15 protein-coding genes are annotated in these 13,204 nt (G+C 62.2%); 10 read left to right on the forward strand and 5 right to left on the reverse strand.

Going from position 1 to position 13,204, the window contains the following annotated elements; genetic code table 11:
* Positions 1 to 45 precede the first annotated feature (45 nt).
* The 3 genes from QTL96_RS19850 to QTL96_RS19860 form a co-directional block, all read right to left on the reverse strand.
* Complete coding sequence (locus QTL96_RS19850) at positions 46 to 366, reverse strand: hypothetical protein (protein ID WP_289728854.1); 321 nt, start codon at positions 364 to 366, stop codon at positions 46 to 48.
* A 131-nt stretch (positions 367 to 497) separates the two neighbouring features.
* Entirely contained in the window at positions 498 to 719 is a 222-nt protein-coding gene (locus tag QTL96_RS19855; protein ID WP_289728855.1) for a hypothetical protein, read from the reverse strand.
* Positions 720 to 728: 9 nt separating this feature from the next.
* On the reverse strand, positions 729 to 1,670 hold the full coding sequence (locus QTL96_RS19860; RefSeq protein WP_289728856.1) for an AraC family transcriptional regulator: 942 nt from the start codon (positions 1,668 to 1,670) through the stop codon (positions 729 to 731).
* Positions 1,671 to 1,777: 107 nt separating this feature from the next.
* Here QTL96_RS19860 and QTL96_RS19865 point away from each other — a divergent pair, with 107 nt between their 5' ends.
* From QTL96_RS19865 to QTL96_RS19885, 5 genes are all read left to right on the forward strand, one after another.
* The gene (locus tag QTL96_RS19865) at positions 1,778 to 2,980 is read left to right on the forward strand and encodes an MFS transporter (RefSeq protein ID WP_289728857.1); all 1,203 of its coding nucleotides are present in this window, start codon (positions 1,778 to 1,780) and stop codon (positions 2,978 to 2,980) included.
* A gap of 128 nt (positions 2,981 to 3,108) precedes the next feature.
* A complete protein-coding gene (locus QTL96_RS19870; RefSeq protein WP_289728858.1) occupies positions 3,109 to 4,080 on the forward strand; it encodes a DMT family transporter in 972 nt (323 codons plus the stop codon).
* A 162-nt stretch (positions 4,081 to 4,242) separates the two neighbouring features.
* Complete coding sequence (locus QTL96_RS19875; protein ID WP_289728859.1) at positions 4,243 to 5,640, forward strand: DUF1254 domain-containing protein; 1,398 nt, start codon at positions 4,243 to 4,245, stop codon at positions 5,638 to 5,640.
* Between the two features lie 19 nt (positions 5,641 to 5,659).
* Positions 5,660 to 6,703 (forward strand): DUF1254 domain-containing protein, encoded by a 1,044-nt coding sequence (locus QTL96_RS19880; RefSeq protein WP_289728860.1) that lies wholly within the window; start codon positions 5,660 to 5,662, stop codon positions 6,701 to 6,703.
* A gap of 179 nt (positions 6,704 to 6,882) precedes the next feature.
* Positions 6,883 to 7,266, forward strand: coding sequence for a glyoxalase superfamily protein (locus QTL96_RS19885; protein ID WP_289728861.1), 384 nt, complete (start codon positions 6,883 to 6,885; stop codon positions 7,264 to 7,266).
* Between the two features lie 162 nt (positions 7,267 to 7,428).
* Here QTL96_RS19885 and QTL96_RS19890 read toward each other — a convergent pair whose 3' ends face one another.
* Positions 7,429 to 8,070, reverse strand: a complete 642-nt coding sequence (locus QTL96_RS19890) for a chloramphenicol phosphotransferase (RefSeq protein WP_289728862.1) — start codon at positions 8,068 to 8,070, stop codon at positions 7,429 to 7,431.
* 121 nt (positions 8,071 to 8,191) lie between these two features.
* On the opposite strand from QTL96_RS19890, the gene QTL96_RS19895 reads away from it, so the two are divergent.
* The 5 genes from QTL96_RS19895 to rnhA all read left to right on the forward strand — a co-directional run bounded on the left by QTL96_RS19895 (position 8,192) and on the right by rnhA (position 11,947).
* Positions 8,192 to 8,575, forward strand: coding sequence for a DUF983 domain-containing protein (locus QTL96_RS19895; RefSeq protein ID WP_047507915.1), 384 nt, complete (start codon positions 8,192 to 8,194; stop codon positions 8,573 to 8,575).
* Complete coding sequence (locus tag QTL96_RS19900; protein WP_289728863.1) at positions 8,544 to 9,323, forward strand: SURF1 family protein; 780 nt, start codon at positions 8,544 to 8,546, stop codon at positions 9,321 to 9,323. The genes QTL96_RS19895 and QTL96_RS19900 overlap by 32 nt, the downstream gene beginning before the upstream one ends.
* Before the next feature lie 63 nt (positions 9,324 to 9,386).
* Positions 9,387 to 10,388 carry a 4-hydroxy-3-methylbut-2-enyl diphosphate reductase gene (ispH, locus tag QTL96_RS19905; RefSeq protein ID WP_112945792.1) on the forward strand — a complete coding sequence of 334 codons (1,002 nt, stop codon included), beginning with the start codon at positions 9,387 to 9,389 and terminating at the stop codon, positions 10,386 to 10,388.
* A 156-nt stretch (positions 10,389 to 10,544) separates the two neighbouring features.
* Positions 10,545 to 11,510 (forward strand): homoserine kinase, encoded by a 966-nt coding sequence (locus QTL96_RS19910; protein ID WP_289728864.1) that lies wholly within the window; start codon positions 10,545 to 10,547, stop codon positions 11,508 to 11,510.
* Positions 11,507 to 11,947: a ribonuclease HI gene (rnhA, locus tag QTL96_RS19915; protein ID WP_018902017.1), complete on the forward strand. Its 441-nt coding sequence runs from the start codon at positions 11,507 to 11,509 to the stop codon at positions 11,945 to 11,947. Before QTL96_RS19910 ends, rnhA begins: the two co-directional genes overlap by 4 nt.
* A 231-nt stretch (positions 11,948 to 12,178) precedes the next feature.
* Here the strand turns inward: rnhA and QTL96_RS19920 are convergent, their stop codons facing one another.
* On the reverse strand, positions 12,179 to 13,117 hold the full coding sequence (locus tag QTL96_RS19920) for an AEC family transporter (protein ID WP_289728865.1): 939 nt from the start codon (positions 13,115 to 13,117) through the stop codon (positions 12,179 to 12,181).
* Between the last annotated feature and the right edge of the window lie 87 nt (positions 13,118 to 13,204).

The raw sequence follows: 13,204 nt of genomic DNA on the forward strand, positions 1-13,204 counted from the left end.
TCCGGCCCTTTGCGGACATAGACTGAGGATCGTAACGCGGCATTCTTAGAGGTCTAGCCTCAACGGCTCCAAGGATTTTGTAAATGAGTGCGGAAGTTGCCCAACTTCGACAATATCGAAACTCTCAATGCCTGCGGGGATGACGCGGAAATCGTATGTCTCAAAGGAGCCGCTGAAGATTTCAACCTCCATGGGCGGATCATTCCAGCTTATGCGCACAGTGGGAAAGATGCCTTCTAGAACTTCGGACGGTGGCACTAAGTTTGCGCTTGCATAGCTTACAAAAGATCTGACGGCACATTTTGTGGCTATGTCGATACGCTCTGAGAAATGCTCGACAGTTTCAAAAACTTTTTCCCACTTCATGCCAAGTTACGCGCTCCGATCGTGCATATCAGTATACTACCTAGACCGCGGAACGAATGACCGCAATTGGCGCAAAGCTGTCTCCCGCCTTTACCTATGAGCCGCAAACCCACCGCCCAATAAGCGGCCGATCACGCCAATTCCTTGAGAATCAGAATCCGGTTCGCGGTCGCGAAGGCAATGGCTCCGTCCTGCTCGAGCGCCCGCAACACAGCCTTGATCTCCCCCGGCGCATATCCATCAACGCCCAGCCGTTCGATGACATCAAGCAGGTTGATCGTCACGTCAGGCTTGGCCTTGAGCGCGCGCAGCCGTCCGATCAAGGCGTTTTCGGTATCGTCAAATCGGCTCATCGGAGTACCTCAGCCGGCAATCGGCGCAACAGCGCCATTCCGCTTCTCGCGAAAATGGCTCGGCGAAGCACCGATCACGCGCTTGAACGCGCGGCTGAAGGACGCCTCCGAATCGTAACCCAGCCGTTCGGCGACGGTTGCCACCCGCTGGCCCTCGCGTAGCCATTCATGGGCCTGATGCATGCGCATCCGCGCCACGTAGCGCGCCGGCGTTTCGCCGACGACGCTGACGAAGCGCTGGGCAAAGCCGGAGCGCGAGGCGCCCATGTGGCGCGCCAGTTCGTTCACGCTCCAGTCGTGCGCGGGATCGAGGTGGATGGCGGCGAGCACGCGCCCGACTTCCGGGTTGCGCACGGCGGCAAGCCAGCCGCTTGCGTCGCCGCAGCCATGCTCCACCCATGTGCGGATGATCGTGGCCGTCAACACATCGGCAAGGCGCGACAGGATACCTCCCGCACCCACCCGGTTCATCTCGACCTCGCGCATCATGGCGTCGAGCAACGGTGGGATCGTCGGCTCGCTCTTGGCCAGATCGCTGGTGCGCATCACATCGGGCATCAGGTTGAGGAGCGGATGCCGCTTGTCGACATTGAAGCGCATGACGGCGAAAAAGATGAGGTTATTGCTGTCGGTACATGGACATTGCAGGTCGACGATGCCATCGCAGAGCGGCCTGCGCGGCAGGCAGTCGACCGGGGTCGGCGAAATGCCCGGCTCGCTCGCCAGCACATGCGCGTCGCCGCGCGGCAAGAGCACGGCGTCGCCGGGGCGCATTTCCGTCCACTCGCCATCGGGTGCCTGCAGATAGGCGCTGCCCGCCGCGAGGAAGTGAAATCGCGCTTCGGCCTGGGCGGGATAGGCCGTGGCCCAGGGCGCTGATGGCTGGCAGCGACCATATTCGACGCCATCGAGCCGCAGCCCGCGCAGCATCTCGGTCAATGGATCGGTCATCATGGCCTCCGGCAGGTTTGGACGAATTGTTATGCTTTATAGCTTTTCCAGCATGGAAACGCCAGATGCTTGAGCGTAGCGTCGCCGCAGAATTTACGGAGATGCATATGAATATTCACTCGGAGATCAACCATCCAGCCGCGAAGGGCGAGACACCTGCCGCATGGGCAGGCGTTGTTTCGCTGTCGCTTGGTGTATTTGGGCTCGTGACGGCGGAATTTCTACCCGCGAGCCTGCTGACGCCGATGTCGCATGACCTTGGTGTCAGCCTCGGCGCGGCCGGGCAATCGGTGACGGCCACGGCCGTGGTCGGCGCGCTGGCGGGGCCGGGCATCGTGCTCGGCACGGCCCGCTTCGATCGCCGCTATACGCTGCTCGCGCTCACAAGCCTGCTCATCATCTCGAGCCTGATTGCCGCCACGGCAAACGGGCTGGTGACGCTGCTCCTGTCGCGCGCGCTGCTCGGCGTTGGACTCGGCGGCTTCTGGGCGATGTCGCTGGCGCTTGCCATGCGCCTCGTGCCGGAGCGGCTGATGCCGCGCGCCATGGCAATCGTCATGACCGGCGTGTCCGCCGCCACCGTCTGTGCGGCACCTGTCGGAGCCTGGGTCGGCGAGGCGTTCGGCTGGCGCGCGGCCTTCTGGATCGCCTCGGTGCTGGGCGTCGTCGCGTTCCTCGTCCAGGCATTCACGCTTCCCGCCATGCCGCCGACAGGTTCGGCCGGTCTCGGTACAATGGCCGCGGTCCTGCGCCGTCCGGCCATCCGGCTAGGCCTCGTCACCATCCTCTTCGTCGTCGCCGGCCATTTCGCGGGCTTCACCTTCATCCGCCCCTTTCTTGAAACGGTGCCGCATTTCGGTGTCGAGGCGATTTCCGGCATCCTTCTCGCCTTCGGCGTTGGCGGCTTTGTCGGCAATATCGCGGGCGGCCTGGTCGCCGAGCGCAACACGACGCTTGCGATAACGCTTGCCGCCTCAGGCATCGCCGTCACCGCCTTCCTGCTTGCCTTCGCAGGCGAAGCGCCGGCGCTGGCTGCAGTCGCCACAGCCCTGTGGGGCTTTGCCTTCGGCGCATTGCCGGTCAGCGTGCAGAGCTTCATCACCGAGGCTGCCGCCGATGAGGCCGAGAGCGCCGGCGCCCTCATGCTGACGACGTTTCAGGTCGCGATTTCGAGCGGCGCCGTGCTTGGCGGGCTGATCGTCGATGTCCAGGGTGCCGCCGGCGTCTTTGTCTTCGCCGGCGTCGCGGCCCTGCTCGGCGCCACCTTGGTTGGCGTCGCCAGCCGCCGCAGGATGGTCGCCGCAGGCTGACAAAACCCGGTACTTGTTTGGCCCCGCGTAGTGATGAACCGCGCGGGGCTGACCTTTGTCCGCGGTCGACCTTAGGCCGGCACCGCCTTCATCTGTGCAGCGCTGGGGAATTGTGGCATAGTTGCCTCATGGCGATACATGTCTTGGCAGTCCATCGCGACACGGTCAGGGCGGAAAAGGGGGCGGGCGGTTCGCTTGCGGCCGCCTATTCCGTGGGTATCTTCTGCTGGCTGCTGTCATCAGGCGTCTACATCGCCGCCAAATGGGTCTCTCCCGAGATGCCGCCCTGGGCGCTTTGCTTCTGGCGCGTGTTGATCGCCTGGGCGATACTGATGCCGATCGTCTTCAGGCATTTCGGCGCCATGGTCGCGCTCGTGCGGGCGCGCAGTCTCGAACTGCTCATCATCGGCGGCATCGGGCTCGCGATCTGCCAGGGCCTGATTTTCGTCGGCCTCGAACATGCCGACGCCACGACAGCCGGCATCATCATCGCCCTGATCCCGATCATCACCATGATCCTTGCCCGCTTCATTCTGGCCGAGCCGATGGGGCGCTGGCAGGTGATCGGATCGATCCTCGCATTCGCAGGCATCGTGGTGATCATCATCAAGGGCAGCCCGGCCGCACTCCTGCGTCTCGATTTCAATCCCGGCGAGCTATGGATCGTCGCCGGCGCCTTCTGTTTCAGCCTCTACACGGTCCTGCTCCGCCGGGCGAAATTCGATGTGAACCGCCTTGCGCTCCTCGTGCTGCTGCTGGGCGCCGCGGCGCTGACGGCGCTGCCATTCTATCTGTTCGAGCTCATTTCCGACGAACGCTCGACGCTGAACGCCAGCGGCCTCATCGCGCTCGCCTATGTCGCGATCCCCGGCGGCGCGATCATGTATTATCTCTTCAATCGCAGCATCGAGGCTCTGGGGGCGGCGAGGGCGGGTGTGCTGCTCTACATCCAGACGATCTTCATCGCCGTGCTCGCCTACCTCATCCTCGGCGAGCAGCTGCAACGCTATCATCTCGAAGGCGCATCGCTCATCGTCGCCGGCCTGCTGCTGATCATCCTGTTGAAGCCACCGGCTAGCGCGGAGGCGAGCAAGGGCTGAGGATGGGCGCGGTAGGCTCTTTCAATGAGCCGTAGCCGCGACGCGCGGTCGGCTTGCGGCCCCAAGCTGACATCTGTTTACGATGCCATTTACCGTTGCGTACTTGTACTCCACTCTCGCGCGACCCCAAACTCTCGCCGGATGCTCAGCGGGGGGAAAGCAATGAGAACACAAATCCTTCTGATTGCCGCGACCATGATGTTCGCCAGCACCCACGCCGCATTCTCGATGGACGACATTGCGCGCCGGAGCGCCGAGCGGCGCGCGGCGGAGGTGGTGATTTGGGCGATGCCTGCGGTCAACGCCGACCTCATGCTGCAGGCATTCAGGAAGGCCGGTGGAGCTGCCAACCAGATCGCCTATTGGTCCCGCCTGCCGTCGTGGAAGAACCAGACGCTGACGCCCAATCCCGACACTGTCTATTTCATGCCCTTCTTCGATACGAGCAAAACGGGGCCCATCGTGCTGGAAATTCCTCCGGCCGATACGGGCTCGCTTACGGCCAACATCGACAATTTGTGGCAGGTGGCACTTGAGGATGCCGGTCCATCGGGAGCAGACAAGGGTAAGGGCGGAAAATATCTCATTCTGCCGCCCGGCTACTCCAAGAGGGTACCCAAAGGCTACATAGCGCTCAAGTCGGACACCTATGCAGGCTATGCCCTTATCCGCTCAACGCCGAAGACGGGCAGCGACGCGGACGTCGCCAAGGCCGTTTCCTACGGCAAGCGGGTCAAGCTCTATCCGCTCTCATCGGCGGCGCGGCCGGAAGATACAAAATACGTTGATGTCATCGATACGCTGTTCGATGCGACGATCCCTTATGATCTGACCTACTTCCACTCCCTTGATCGCGTTGTCCAATCCGAGCCCTGGCTGGAGCGAGACCGCGCCATGATCGATGCCGTGCGGTCGCTGGGCATAGAGAAGGGGAAGCAGTTCCAGCCGGACGAAGATATGTCCGCAGCACTGGTGCAGGGTGCCAAGGACGCGCACGAATGGCTCGATCGACAGCGAACCATCGTCTTCGAGCCGTTTTACAGCGGCGCCAAATGGTTCGTTCCGGCATTGCCGGATGTCATCCAGGGGCATTCCGACAACTTCGCGCGCAAGGACGTTTATCCGACGGACGCGAACGGTGTTACCTATTCAATGGGATATGTCGGCATCAAGCACCTCGGTACCGGCCAGTTCTATCTGATGACGATGACCGACGGCACTGGTGCGCCGCTGGAAGGGAGCAAGGCCTACAGGTTGACGGTGCCGCCTCACGCGCCGGTCAGGCAATATTGGTCGGCCACCGTCTACGACAGCAAAACGCATGCTTTCATCCGCGAGGTGGACCGTTTCAGCCGTTCATCGAACAGCCCAGACATCAAGGCCAACACCGATGGCTCGGTAGATGTCTACTTCGGTCCGGCCGCCCCACAGGGGCAGGAGAGCAACTGGGTTCCGACAAAGCCGGACCAGCGCTTCGAGGTTCTGTTCAGGCTCTACGGCCCGGAAAAGCCGTTCTTCGAAAAGAGCTGGGTGCTCCCGGATCTGGTCGCTGTTCCATAGATGATGACAGGAGAGACGAATGACCATCGCTACATTGCCGCGCATCATCGCCTTGGCTGGGTCTCTGGTGCTGATCGGTCAAACGACCGCTTCGGCGGACGAACCGGTGAAGGTGACCGCTGACAATTTCGTTCGCGCCGAATCCGACTCCTACATCGCGGTCGCGGCCAAACAGGCCGGAAATGTCGGCCGTTTTTTCCATTATCAGGAAGCGATGCCGATCGACAAGCAGACGGTCGTACGCGCAAACCGGGATACGCTTTATTCGGCAGCGATTTTCGATCTCGACGCCGGCCCGGCGACGATCACGCTGCCGGAGGCTGAAGGACGCTTCATGTCCCTTCAGGTGATCAACCAGGACCATTACGTCGTCGGCAGCGTCCACTATGGAGCAGGCTCCTACAAGATCGACCGACAACAGGCCGGCAGCCGCTACGTGCTTGCGGCTGTCCGGACCCTGGTGAACCCGGAAGACCCCGCCGACTTGAAAAAGGTCCGTGAACTGCAGGGCGCAATCAAGATCGAGCAGCCGGGCGGGCCGGGAAAGCTTGACCTGCCGCGATGGGATACGAAGAGCCAGAAGCAAGTGCACAACGCGCTCCTGATCCTTGCCTCCTCGCTTCCCGACACCAAACGCATGTTCGGCGACAAGGAGCACGTCGATCCGATCCGGCATCTGATCGGCACGGCTTCGGCCTGGGGCGGAAATCCTGAGACGGACGCGCTCTATCTGAACGTGACGCCCGCCAAGAACGACGGCAAAACCGTTTATGCCCTGACAGTACCCGCGACTGTGCCGGTCAATGGCTTCTGGTCGATCAGCCGCTACGGCGAGGACGGCTACTTTCACAAGAACAAGCTCGACGCATATACCTTCAACAACATGACCGCCAAGAAGGAGGCGGATGGATCGACGATGATCCAATTTGGAGGATGCAACGCAGACAGCAAGAACTGCCTGCCCATTGAAAAGGGCTGGAACTACATGGTTCGCCTCTATCGGCCGGACGCCAGCGTCCTCGATGGTTCCTGGACCTTTCCGACGGCCAAGCCGAAGGATTGAGGCTCGCCGTCGGGCAAAGCACGGTATCCGGTTTGGTCTTCTTCAGCCAATATCGAGTGCAGCGATGACCGCTTGTCACGCTTTGCGCACGAAGCGTTCCCGTTCGGCTCGGCCCCTTTGCAGAGACATGAAGCGACCTGTACACTCAGCCAGCGGATATCGAGGTAGCGGAGACTTGCATGAGCGAAATTCTCCTGACGTCCATCGTCCCGATCCTCTTTGTGCGTGATGTGCCGACGAGCGCCCAATTCTTCCAAGAGAAACTCGGATTTGGCGTCGATTTCCTCCACGGTACGCCGCCGTTTTACGGCGCGGTGTCGCGCGGCGCGGCCTGCCTGCATCTTCGGTGTGTCAGCAAACCGAATTTTGCCGATCTGGCAGCACGCGAGGTCTCGCTTATTCTCGCTACAATTGAGGTTTCGGACGTGCACGGGTTGTTTGAGGAGCTGCGCGGCCGCGGCGCGGAGTTTGCGCAGGAGCCAACCAGCCAGCCCTGGGGTGGAACGGACTTCCATGTCCGTGACTTGGACGGGAACGTGATCTCGTTCGTCGCCTACGAGTGATGGAACCACAGCAGCAGCAGTCGTGATGACCGCTTCCGCCGCTTAGCTGCCAATGCATTCCGAAACGTCGCCAGCCATGGGCGATGCCCCGATAACCGAAGTTGCAGGGACATCGCTGAACACCGTCAAAGAGTTCCACAAATGAGTGGCTGCTTGCGTGCCTTACCGCGCTTCCGCGATTCGCTCGAACGCCGACGGCCTCGCAATCCCGAGGTCCAGCGTCTGCCGGATGATCTCGGCACATTCCAGCGGCGTCAGAAGCGACGTGTCCACTTCCAGATCGTAGATCCCCGGCTGGTGCACATGGTCCTGCCAGCGCTGCACCGAATCGGGGATCGGGTCCTCGGCGCTTGCCTGGTCGTAAAGCCCCTCGCGGCCCGGCATGCGGATCTCGCGGCGGCGCATGATCGTGTCGAGTGGACAATGCACGCCGACGAACAGAACCGGAAAACCTTCCAGCCTGCGGGCGCAGTCGGCGAGAATGCCGAGCGGTTGCGAGTAGAAATCATGGTGCCCGAGATCGGCGACGACGTTGAGGCCGAGGCCGACATGGATGGCGATGGTCTCGTAGAGGGCGGCGTAGAAGAACGGCACCGCGTCTTCCAGATCGGGCCGTTCGCCGCCGGGCCGCAGGCCGATGCCGGGCAGATAGCGCTCCGGCGTCATACCGTTATAGGCGTCGACGCCGATGTTCATCCACGGGCCGTCGAACTCGTCCTGGATCGCCTTGGCGATCGATGATTTTCCGCTGCGCGGTGCGCCGTTCAGAATAACGATCTGAGCGGCGGGGTTTTCCTCGGACATGTGTTTTCTTCTTTTGTTTGGCGCGAATCAGTGAGGCGAAATCGCGCAGGCATTTCACTTCGTATTGCGATTACATTATGGGTGACTTTAAGGCGGTGACTCACCGCGTCGGGAGGATAGCATGAACGAGGACAGCGCGCATTTCCCACCTGTGGATCCTTTGAAAACAGGTATTCGCGGCTGCTGCCCGCGCTGCGGCAATGGCAAGCTTTTCAATGGCTTGCTTGGCCTGAAGCCGCGTTGCGCCGCCTGTGGGCTCGATTATGCCTTTGCCGACGCCGGCGATGGCCCGGCCGTCTTCGTCATCCTGATCGTCGGCTTCATCGTCATCGGCTCGGTGCTGTGGCTGGAAGTGAACTATTCGCCGCCGATCTGGCTGCACATCCTGCTCTTTGCGCCGCTGACGATCATCCTCTCGCTGCTGGCGCTGCGGTGGTGCAAGGGCATCCTCATCGCCATGCAATACCGCCACAATGCCCGTGAAGGACGTCTCTCCCGTGATTGATGCCACAGCCGCAGCCCCCCGCCGCACGCGATCCGTCCTGACCGCCATCGCGGTCCTCGTAGCACTCGCCATCCTGATTGCGCTCGGCACTTGGCAGGTGGAGCGGCTGCACTGGAAGGAAGGCCTGCTCGCCGATATCGCCACCCGCCTCGCGGCCCCCGTAGTCCCGCTCTCCGATATCGAGGCCATGGCCGCCAAGGGCGAGGATATCGAATACCGCCGCGTCACTTTGTCCGGCGTCTACGACAACAGCCGCGAACGCCACTTCTTCGCCACCTGGCGCGGCCAGACCGGCTTTTACGTCTACACGCCGCTGCAGCTCGCAGACGGCCGCTTCCTCTTCGTCAATCGCGGCTTTGTGCCTTATGACAACAAGGAACCGGAAATGCGCATGCAGGGCCAGTTGACGGGCGAGCAGACCGTCAACGGTCTCGCGCGCAGCAAACTTCCTGGCAAGCCGTCATGGATCGTGCCCGATAACGACGTCGCCAAGAACATCTTCTACTGGAAGGACCTCGACGTCATGGCCTCGAGCACCGGGCTCGACAAGGCCGCCGTCGTGCCCTTCTTCGTCGATGCCGACGACACGCCCAATCCCAAGGGCATGCCGATCGGCGGCGTCACCGAGGTCGACCTGCCCAACAACCACCTGCAATACGCTTTCACCTGGTATGGCCTGGCTGCCACGCTGGTCGTGATCGTCGTCGTCGCGCGCTTGCGCAAGCGCGGCAATCCGCCGGCGCAATAGTATCGCTTCAATTTGTGCCTATATTGGGCTAGACGGTCGATATCTGCACACATCGGAACAGACATGAATATTGCGGCGAAACCTCCACTGACGATCAGGCTCTGCGGGCCGCGCGGCTTTTGCGCCGGCGTCGACCGGGCGATCCAGATCGTCGTTCTGGCGCTGAAATCCTATGGCGCGCCCGTCTATGTCAGGCACGAGATCGTTCATAACCGCTATGTCGTCGAAGGTTTGGAAGCCAAGGGCGCCGTCTTCGTCGAGGAGCTGAATGAGATCCCGGAAGAGCACCGCGCCCAGCCGGTCGTCTTTTCCGCCCATGGCGTGCCGAAATCGGTGCCGGAGGATGCGACCACACGCAACCTCTTCTATCTCGACGCCACATGCCCGCTGGTCTCCAAGGTCCACAAGCAGGCCATGCGCCACAACAAGCTCGGCCGCCACGTGGTCCTGATCGGCCATGCCGGCCACCCCGAAGTGATCGGCACCATGGGCCAGCTTCCCGAAGGCGCCGTCTCGCTGGTCGAAACCATCGCCGACGTCGATCTCTACGAGCCCGTCGATCCCGACAATCTCGGCTATGTCACGCAGACCACGCTGTCCGTCGACGACACCGCCGGCGTCATCGCCCGCCTGCAGGAACGCTTCCCGAACCTCACCGCGCCATCGGCCGATTCGATCTGCTATGCCACGACCAACCGCCAGGAAGTCGTCAAGCAGGCGGCCCCCGGCTGCGATCTCTTCATCATCGTCGGCGCGCCGAACTCGTCCAATTCCAAGCGCCTCGTCGAAGTGGCGCTGAGGGCAGGGGCGAAGAAATCGATCCTGGTGCAGCGCGCCTCCGAGCTCGATTGGGACGATATCGGCCATGTCGGCACGCTCGGCCTCTCCGCCGGCGCCTCGGCCCCCGAGGTCATCGTCAACGAGATCATCGAAGCCTTTCGCGCCCGTTTCGATGCCCGCGTCGAGCTTGCCGAGACGGTTCAGGAAAACGAGCACTTCCTCGTCAACCGCGAACTGCGCGACATCGAGCTGACGACGGCGGACATGGCCTTCGTCAACGGGTAATTGGCGGTCGCTCGCTGCAAGATCAATTGTTTGGGGAAACCCCCACCACGGATCAATCTCCCCCCTTGTGGGGGAGATGCCCGGCAGGGCAGAGGGGGGTATCATCTGCGCCGCCCGAAGCCGACCGAAGCACCAAACCGAAAACGAGAGCCCGCCTTGGCAGTCTACACCGATATCTCCGAAGACGATCTGAAGTGGTTCCTGACGGAATATGACGCCGGCACGCTGTTGTCCTACAAGGGCATCGCCGAGGGCGTCGAAAACAGCAATTTCCTGCTGCATACGTCGAAGGACCCGCTGATCCTGACGCTCTACGAAAAGCGCGTGGAGAAAACCGACCTGCCGTTCTTCCTCGGCCTGATGCAGCATCTCTCCGCCCGCGGCCTGTCCTGCCCGCTGCCGCTACCGCGCAAGGACGGCGCGCTGCTCGGCCAGCTGTCGGATCGCCCCGCCGCCCTCATCTCCTTCCTCGAAGGCATGTGGCTGCGCAAGCCCGAGGCCAGGCATTGCCGCGAGGTCGGAAGAGCGCTCGCCCGCATGCACATCGCCGGCGAAGGTTTCGACCTCAAGCGCCCCAACGCGCTCTCCGTCGATGGCTGGCAGGTGCTGTGGGACAAGTCAGAAGCCCGCGCCGACGAGGTCGAGAAGGGCCTGCAGGCGGAAATCCGCAGCGAGCTCGATTTTCTCTCGGCAAACTGGCCGAAAAATCTCCCCTCGGGCGTCATCCACGCCGATCTCTTCCCCGACAACGTCTTCTTCCTGGGCGACGATCTCTCGGGCCTGATCGACTTCTACTTCGCCTGCAACGATCTGCTCGCCTACGACGTCTCGATCATCCTCAACGCCTGGTGCTTCGAAAAGGACGGCGCCTATAACATCACCAAGGGCATGGCGATGCTCGAGGGCTATACCAGCGTGCGACCGCTGAGCGACGCCGAACTTCAGGCACTCCCAATCCTCTCGCGCGGCTCGGCGCTCCGCTTCTTCCTGACCCGCCTCTACGATTGGCTGATGACGCCGGAGGGCGCGATGGTGACCAAGAAGGACCCGCTCGAATACCTGCGCAAGCTGCGCTTCCACCGGCAGATCAAATCCGCCGCCGAATACGGGCTCACACCATGAAGCACGTCGATATCTACACCGACGGCGCCTGCTCCGGAAATCCGGGCCCCGGCGGCTGGGGCGCGGTGCTGCGCTATGGCGAGGTCGAAAAGGAGCTCTGCGGCGGCGAGGCGGAAACCACCAACAACCGCATGGAGCTGCTCGCCGCCATCTCGGCGCTGACCGCGCTGAAAAGCGCCTGCGAGGTCGATCTCCACACCGACAGCAAATACGTCATGGACGGCATTTCGAAGTGGATCTTCGGCTGGAAGAAGAACGGCTGGAAAACCGCCGACAAGAAGCCGGTGAAGAACGGCGAACTCTGGCAGGCACTCGACGCCGCCAACCAGCGCCACAAGGTCAAATGGCACTGGGTCAAGGGCCACGCCGGCCACCCGGAAAACGAACGCGCCGACGAGCTTGCCCGCAAGGGCATGGAGCCGTTCAAGAAGCGGTAGGCTTGCTTCTCTTTTTTGTGGGGTAGGGGCTCGCCGCTTGCTCGGCTTTCCCTTCGCCCCACAGGGGAGAAGGTGGCCCGAAGGGTCGGATGAGGGGGCTCCGGGCTCCAACTTATCCATTTGAAATTATTATCTTAGACGTCTCACCCGCAGCCCCCTCATCTGCCTGCCGGCATCTTCTCCCCGCTGGGGAGAAGGGACTCGTGGCGAGCCGCTCGCCCCAACCAAATCTCACCCCGCCACCGCCAGATACGCCGAAATCGTCCCAATCGACAGCACCGTCGAGGCCAGCACCACGCGCCCGGTCAAACTCGCCTCGCGCCCATAAAACTCCGCCAGCATGAACGGCCCGGTCCCCGTCGGCAGCGCCGCGAGCAGAACGCAGGTATGCACCGCAACCGGCGGCAAATGCAGCAGCGGCCCGGCAATCACCCAGGTCACCAAAGGCTGCGCAACCAGCTTCAGCCCGACCAGAATCCCCGCCGTCGCCGCCCGCTCGGTCGCCGCCCCCGCCTTCGATCCGGCCAGAAATAGCCCAAGCGCAATCAGCGCGCAGGGCGAGGCCGCACCGCCGAGAAGTTTTAGAAACGCATGCACCGGCGCCGGCAACGCCACGCCAGAGACCATGAACAGCGCCCCCAGCACCGGCGCGATCAGCAGCGGGTTCTTGGCCAGCGAGAGCAAGGTCTTCATCGCGATATCGCGCCGCCGCGTCTCCGATTGCAGCCCGCCCTCGATCAAGACGATGGCGACGGCGAAGAGCACGCAGACGGTGACGATCGTCGCGATCAGCGTCGGCGCCATGCCGTTGTCGCCGACGATCGAGAGCACCAGCGGAAAGCCGACGAACCCCGTATTGGCATAGCTGGCGTTCAGGCTGTCGATCGCCGCATCCGCCAGATGCCGGCCTTTCGCCATCCGCCACCAGAGCGTCGCGCAAAAGATGATGGCGCAGCCCGAAGTGAAGGCCAGGATAAAGCCCGGCTGCCAGATTTGCGATAGTTTCGCGTTGGCCATGATGTCGAAGAGCAGGGCCGGCAGCGCCAGATAGACCACCAGCCGGTTCACCTCGCGCGTCGCATTGGGGCCGAGCGCGTCGGTCTTGCGCGCGATCCATCCGGTAAGGATCAGCGCGAAGATGGGCAGCACGATGAGAAGATTGGTCAGCATTGGCAGGGGAACTCAGGTTGCAAAGACCATTGTCTAACCCCTGATATCGATATAATCCAATGTCGATATCATCGCTGATCGATACCT

The organism is Rhizobium sp. S163 (genome assembly GCF_030380805.1).
GTDB lineage: Bacteria > Pseudomonadota > Alphaproteobacteria > Rhizobiales > Rhizobiaceae > Rhizobium.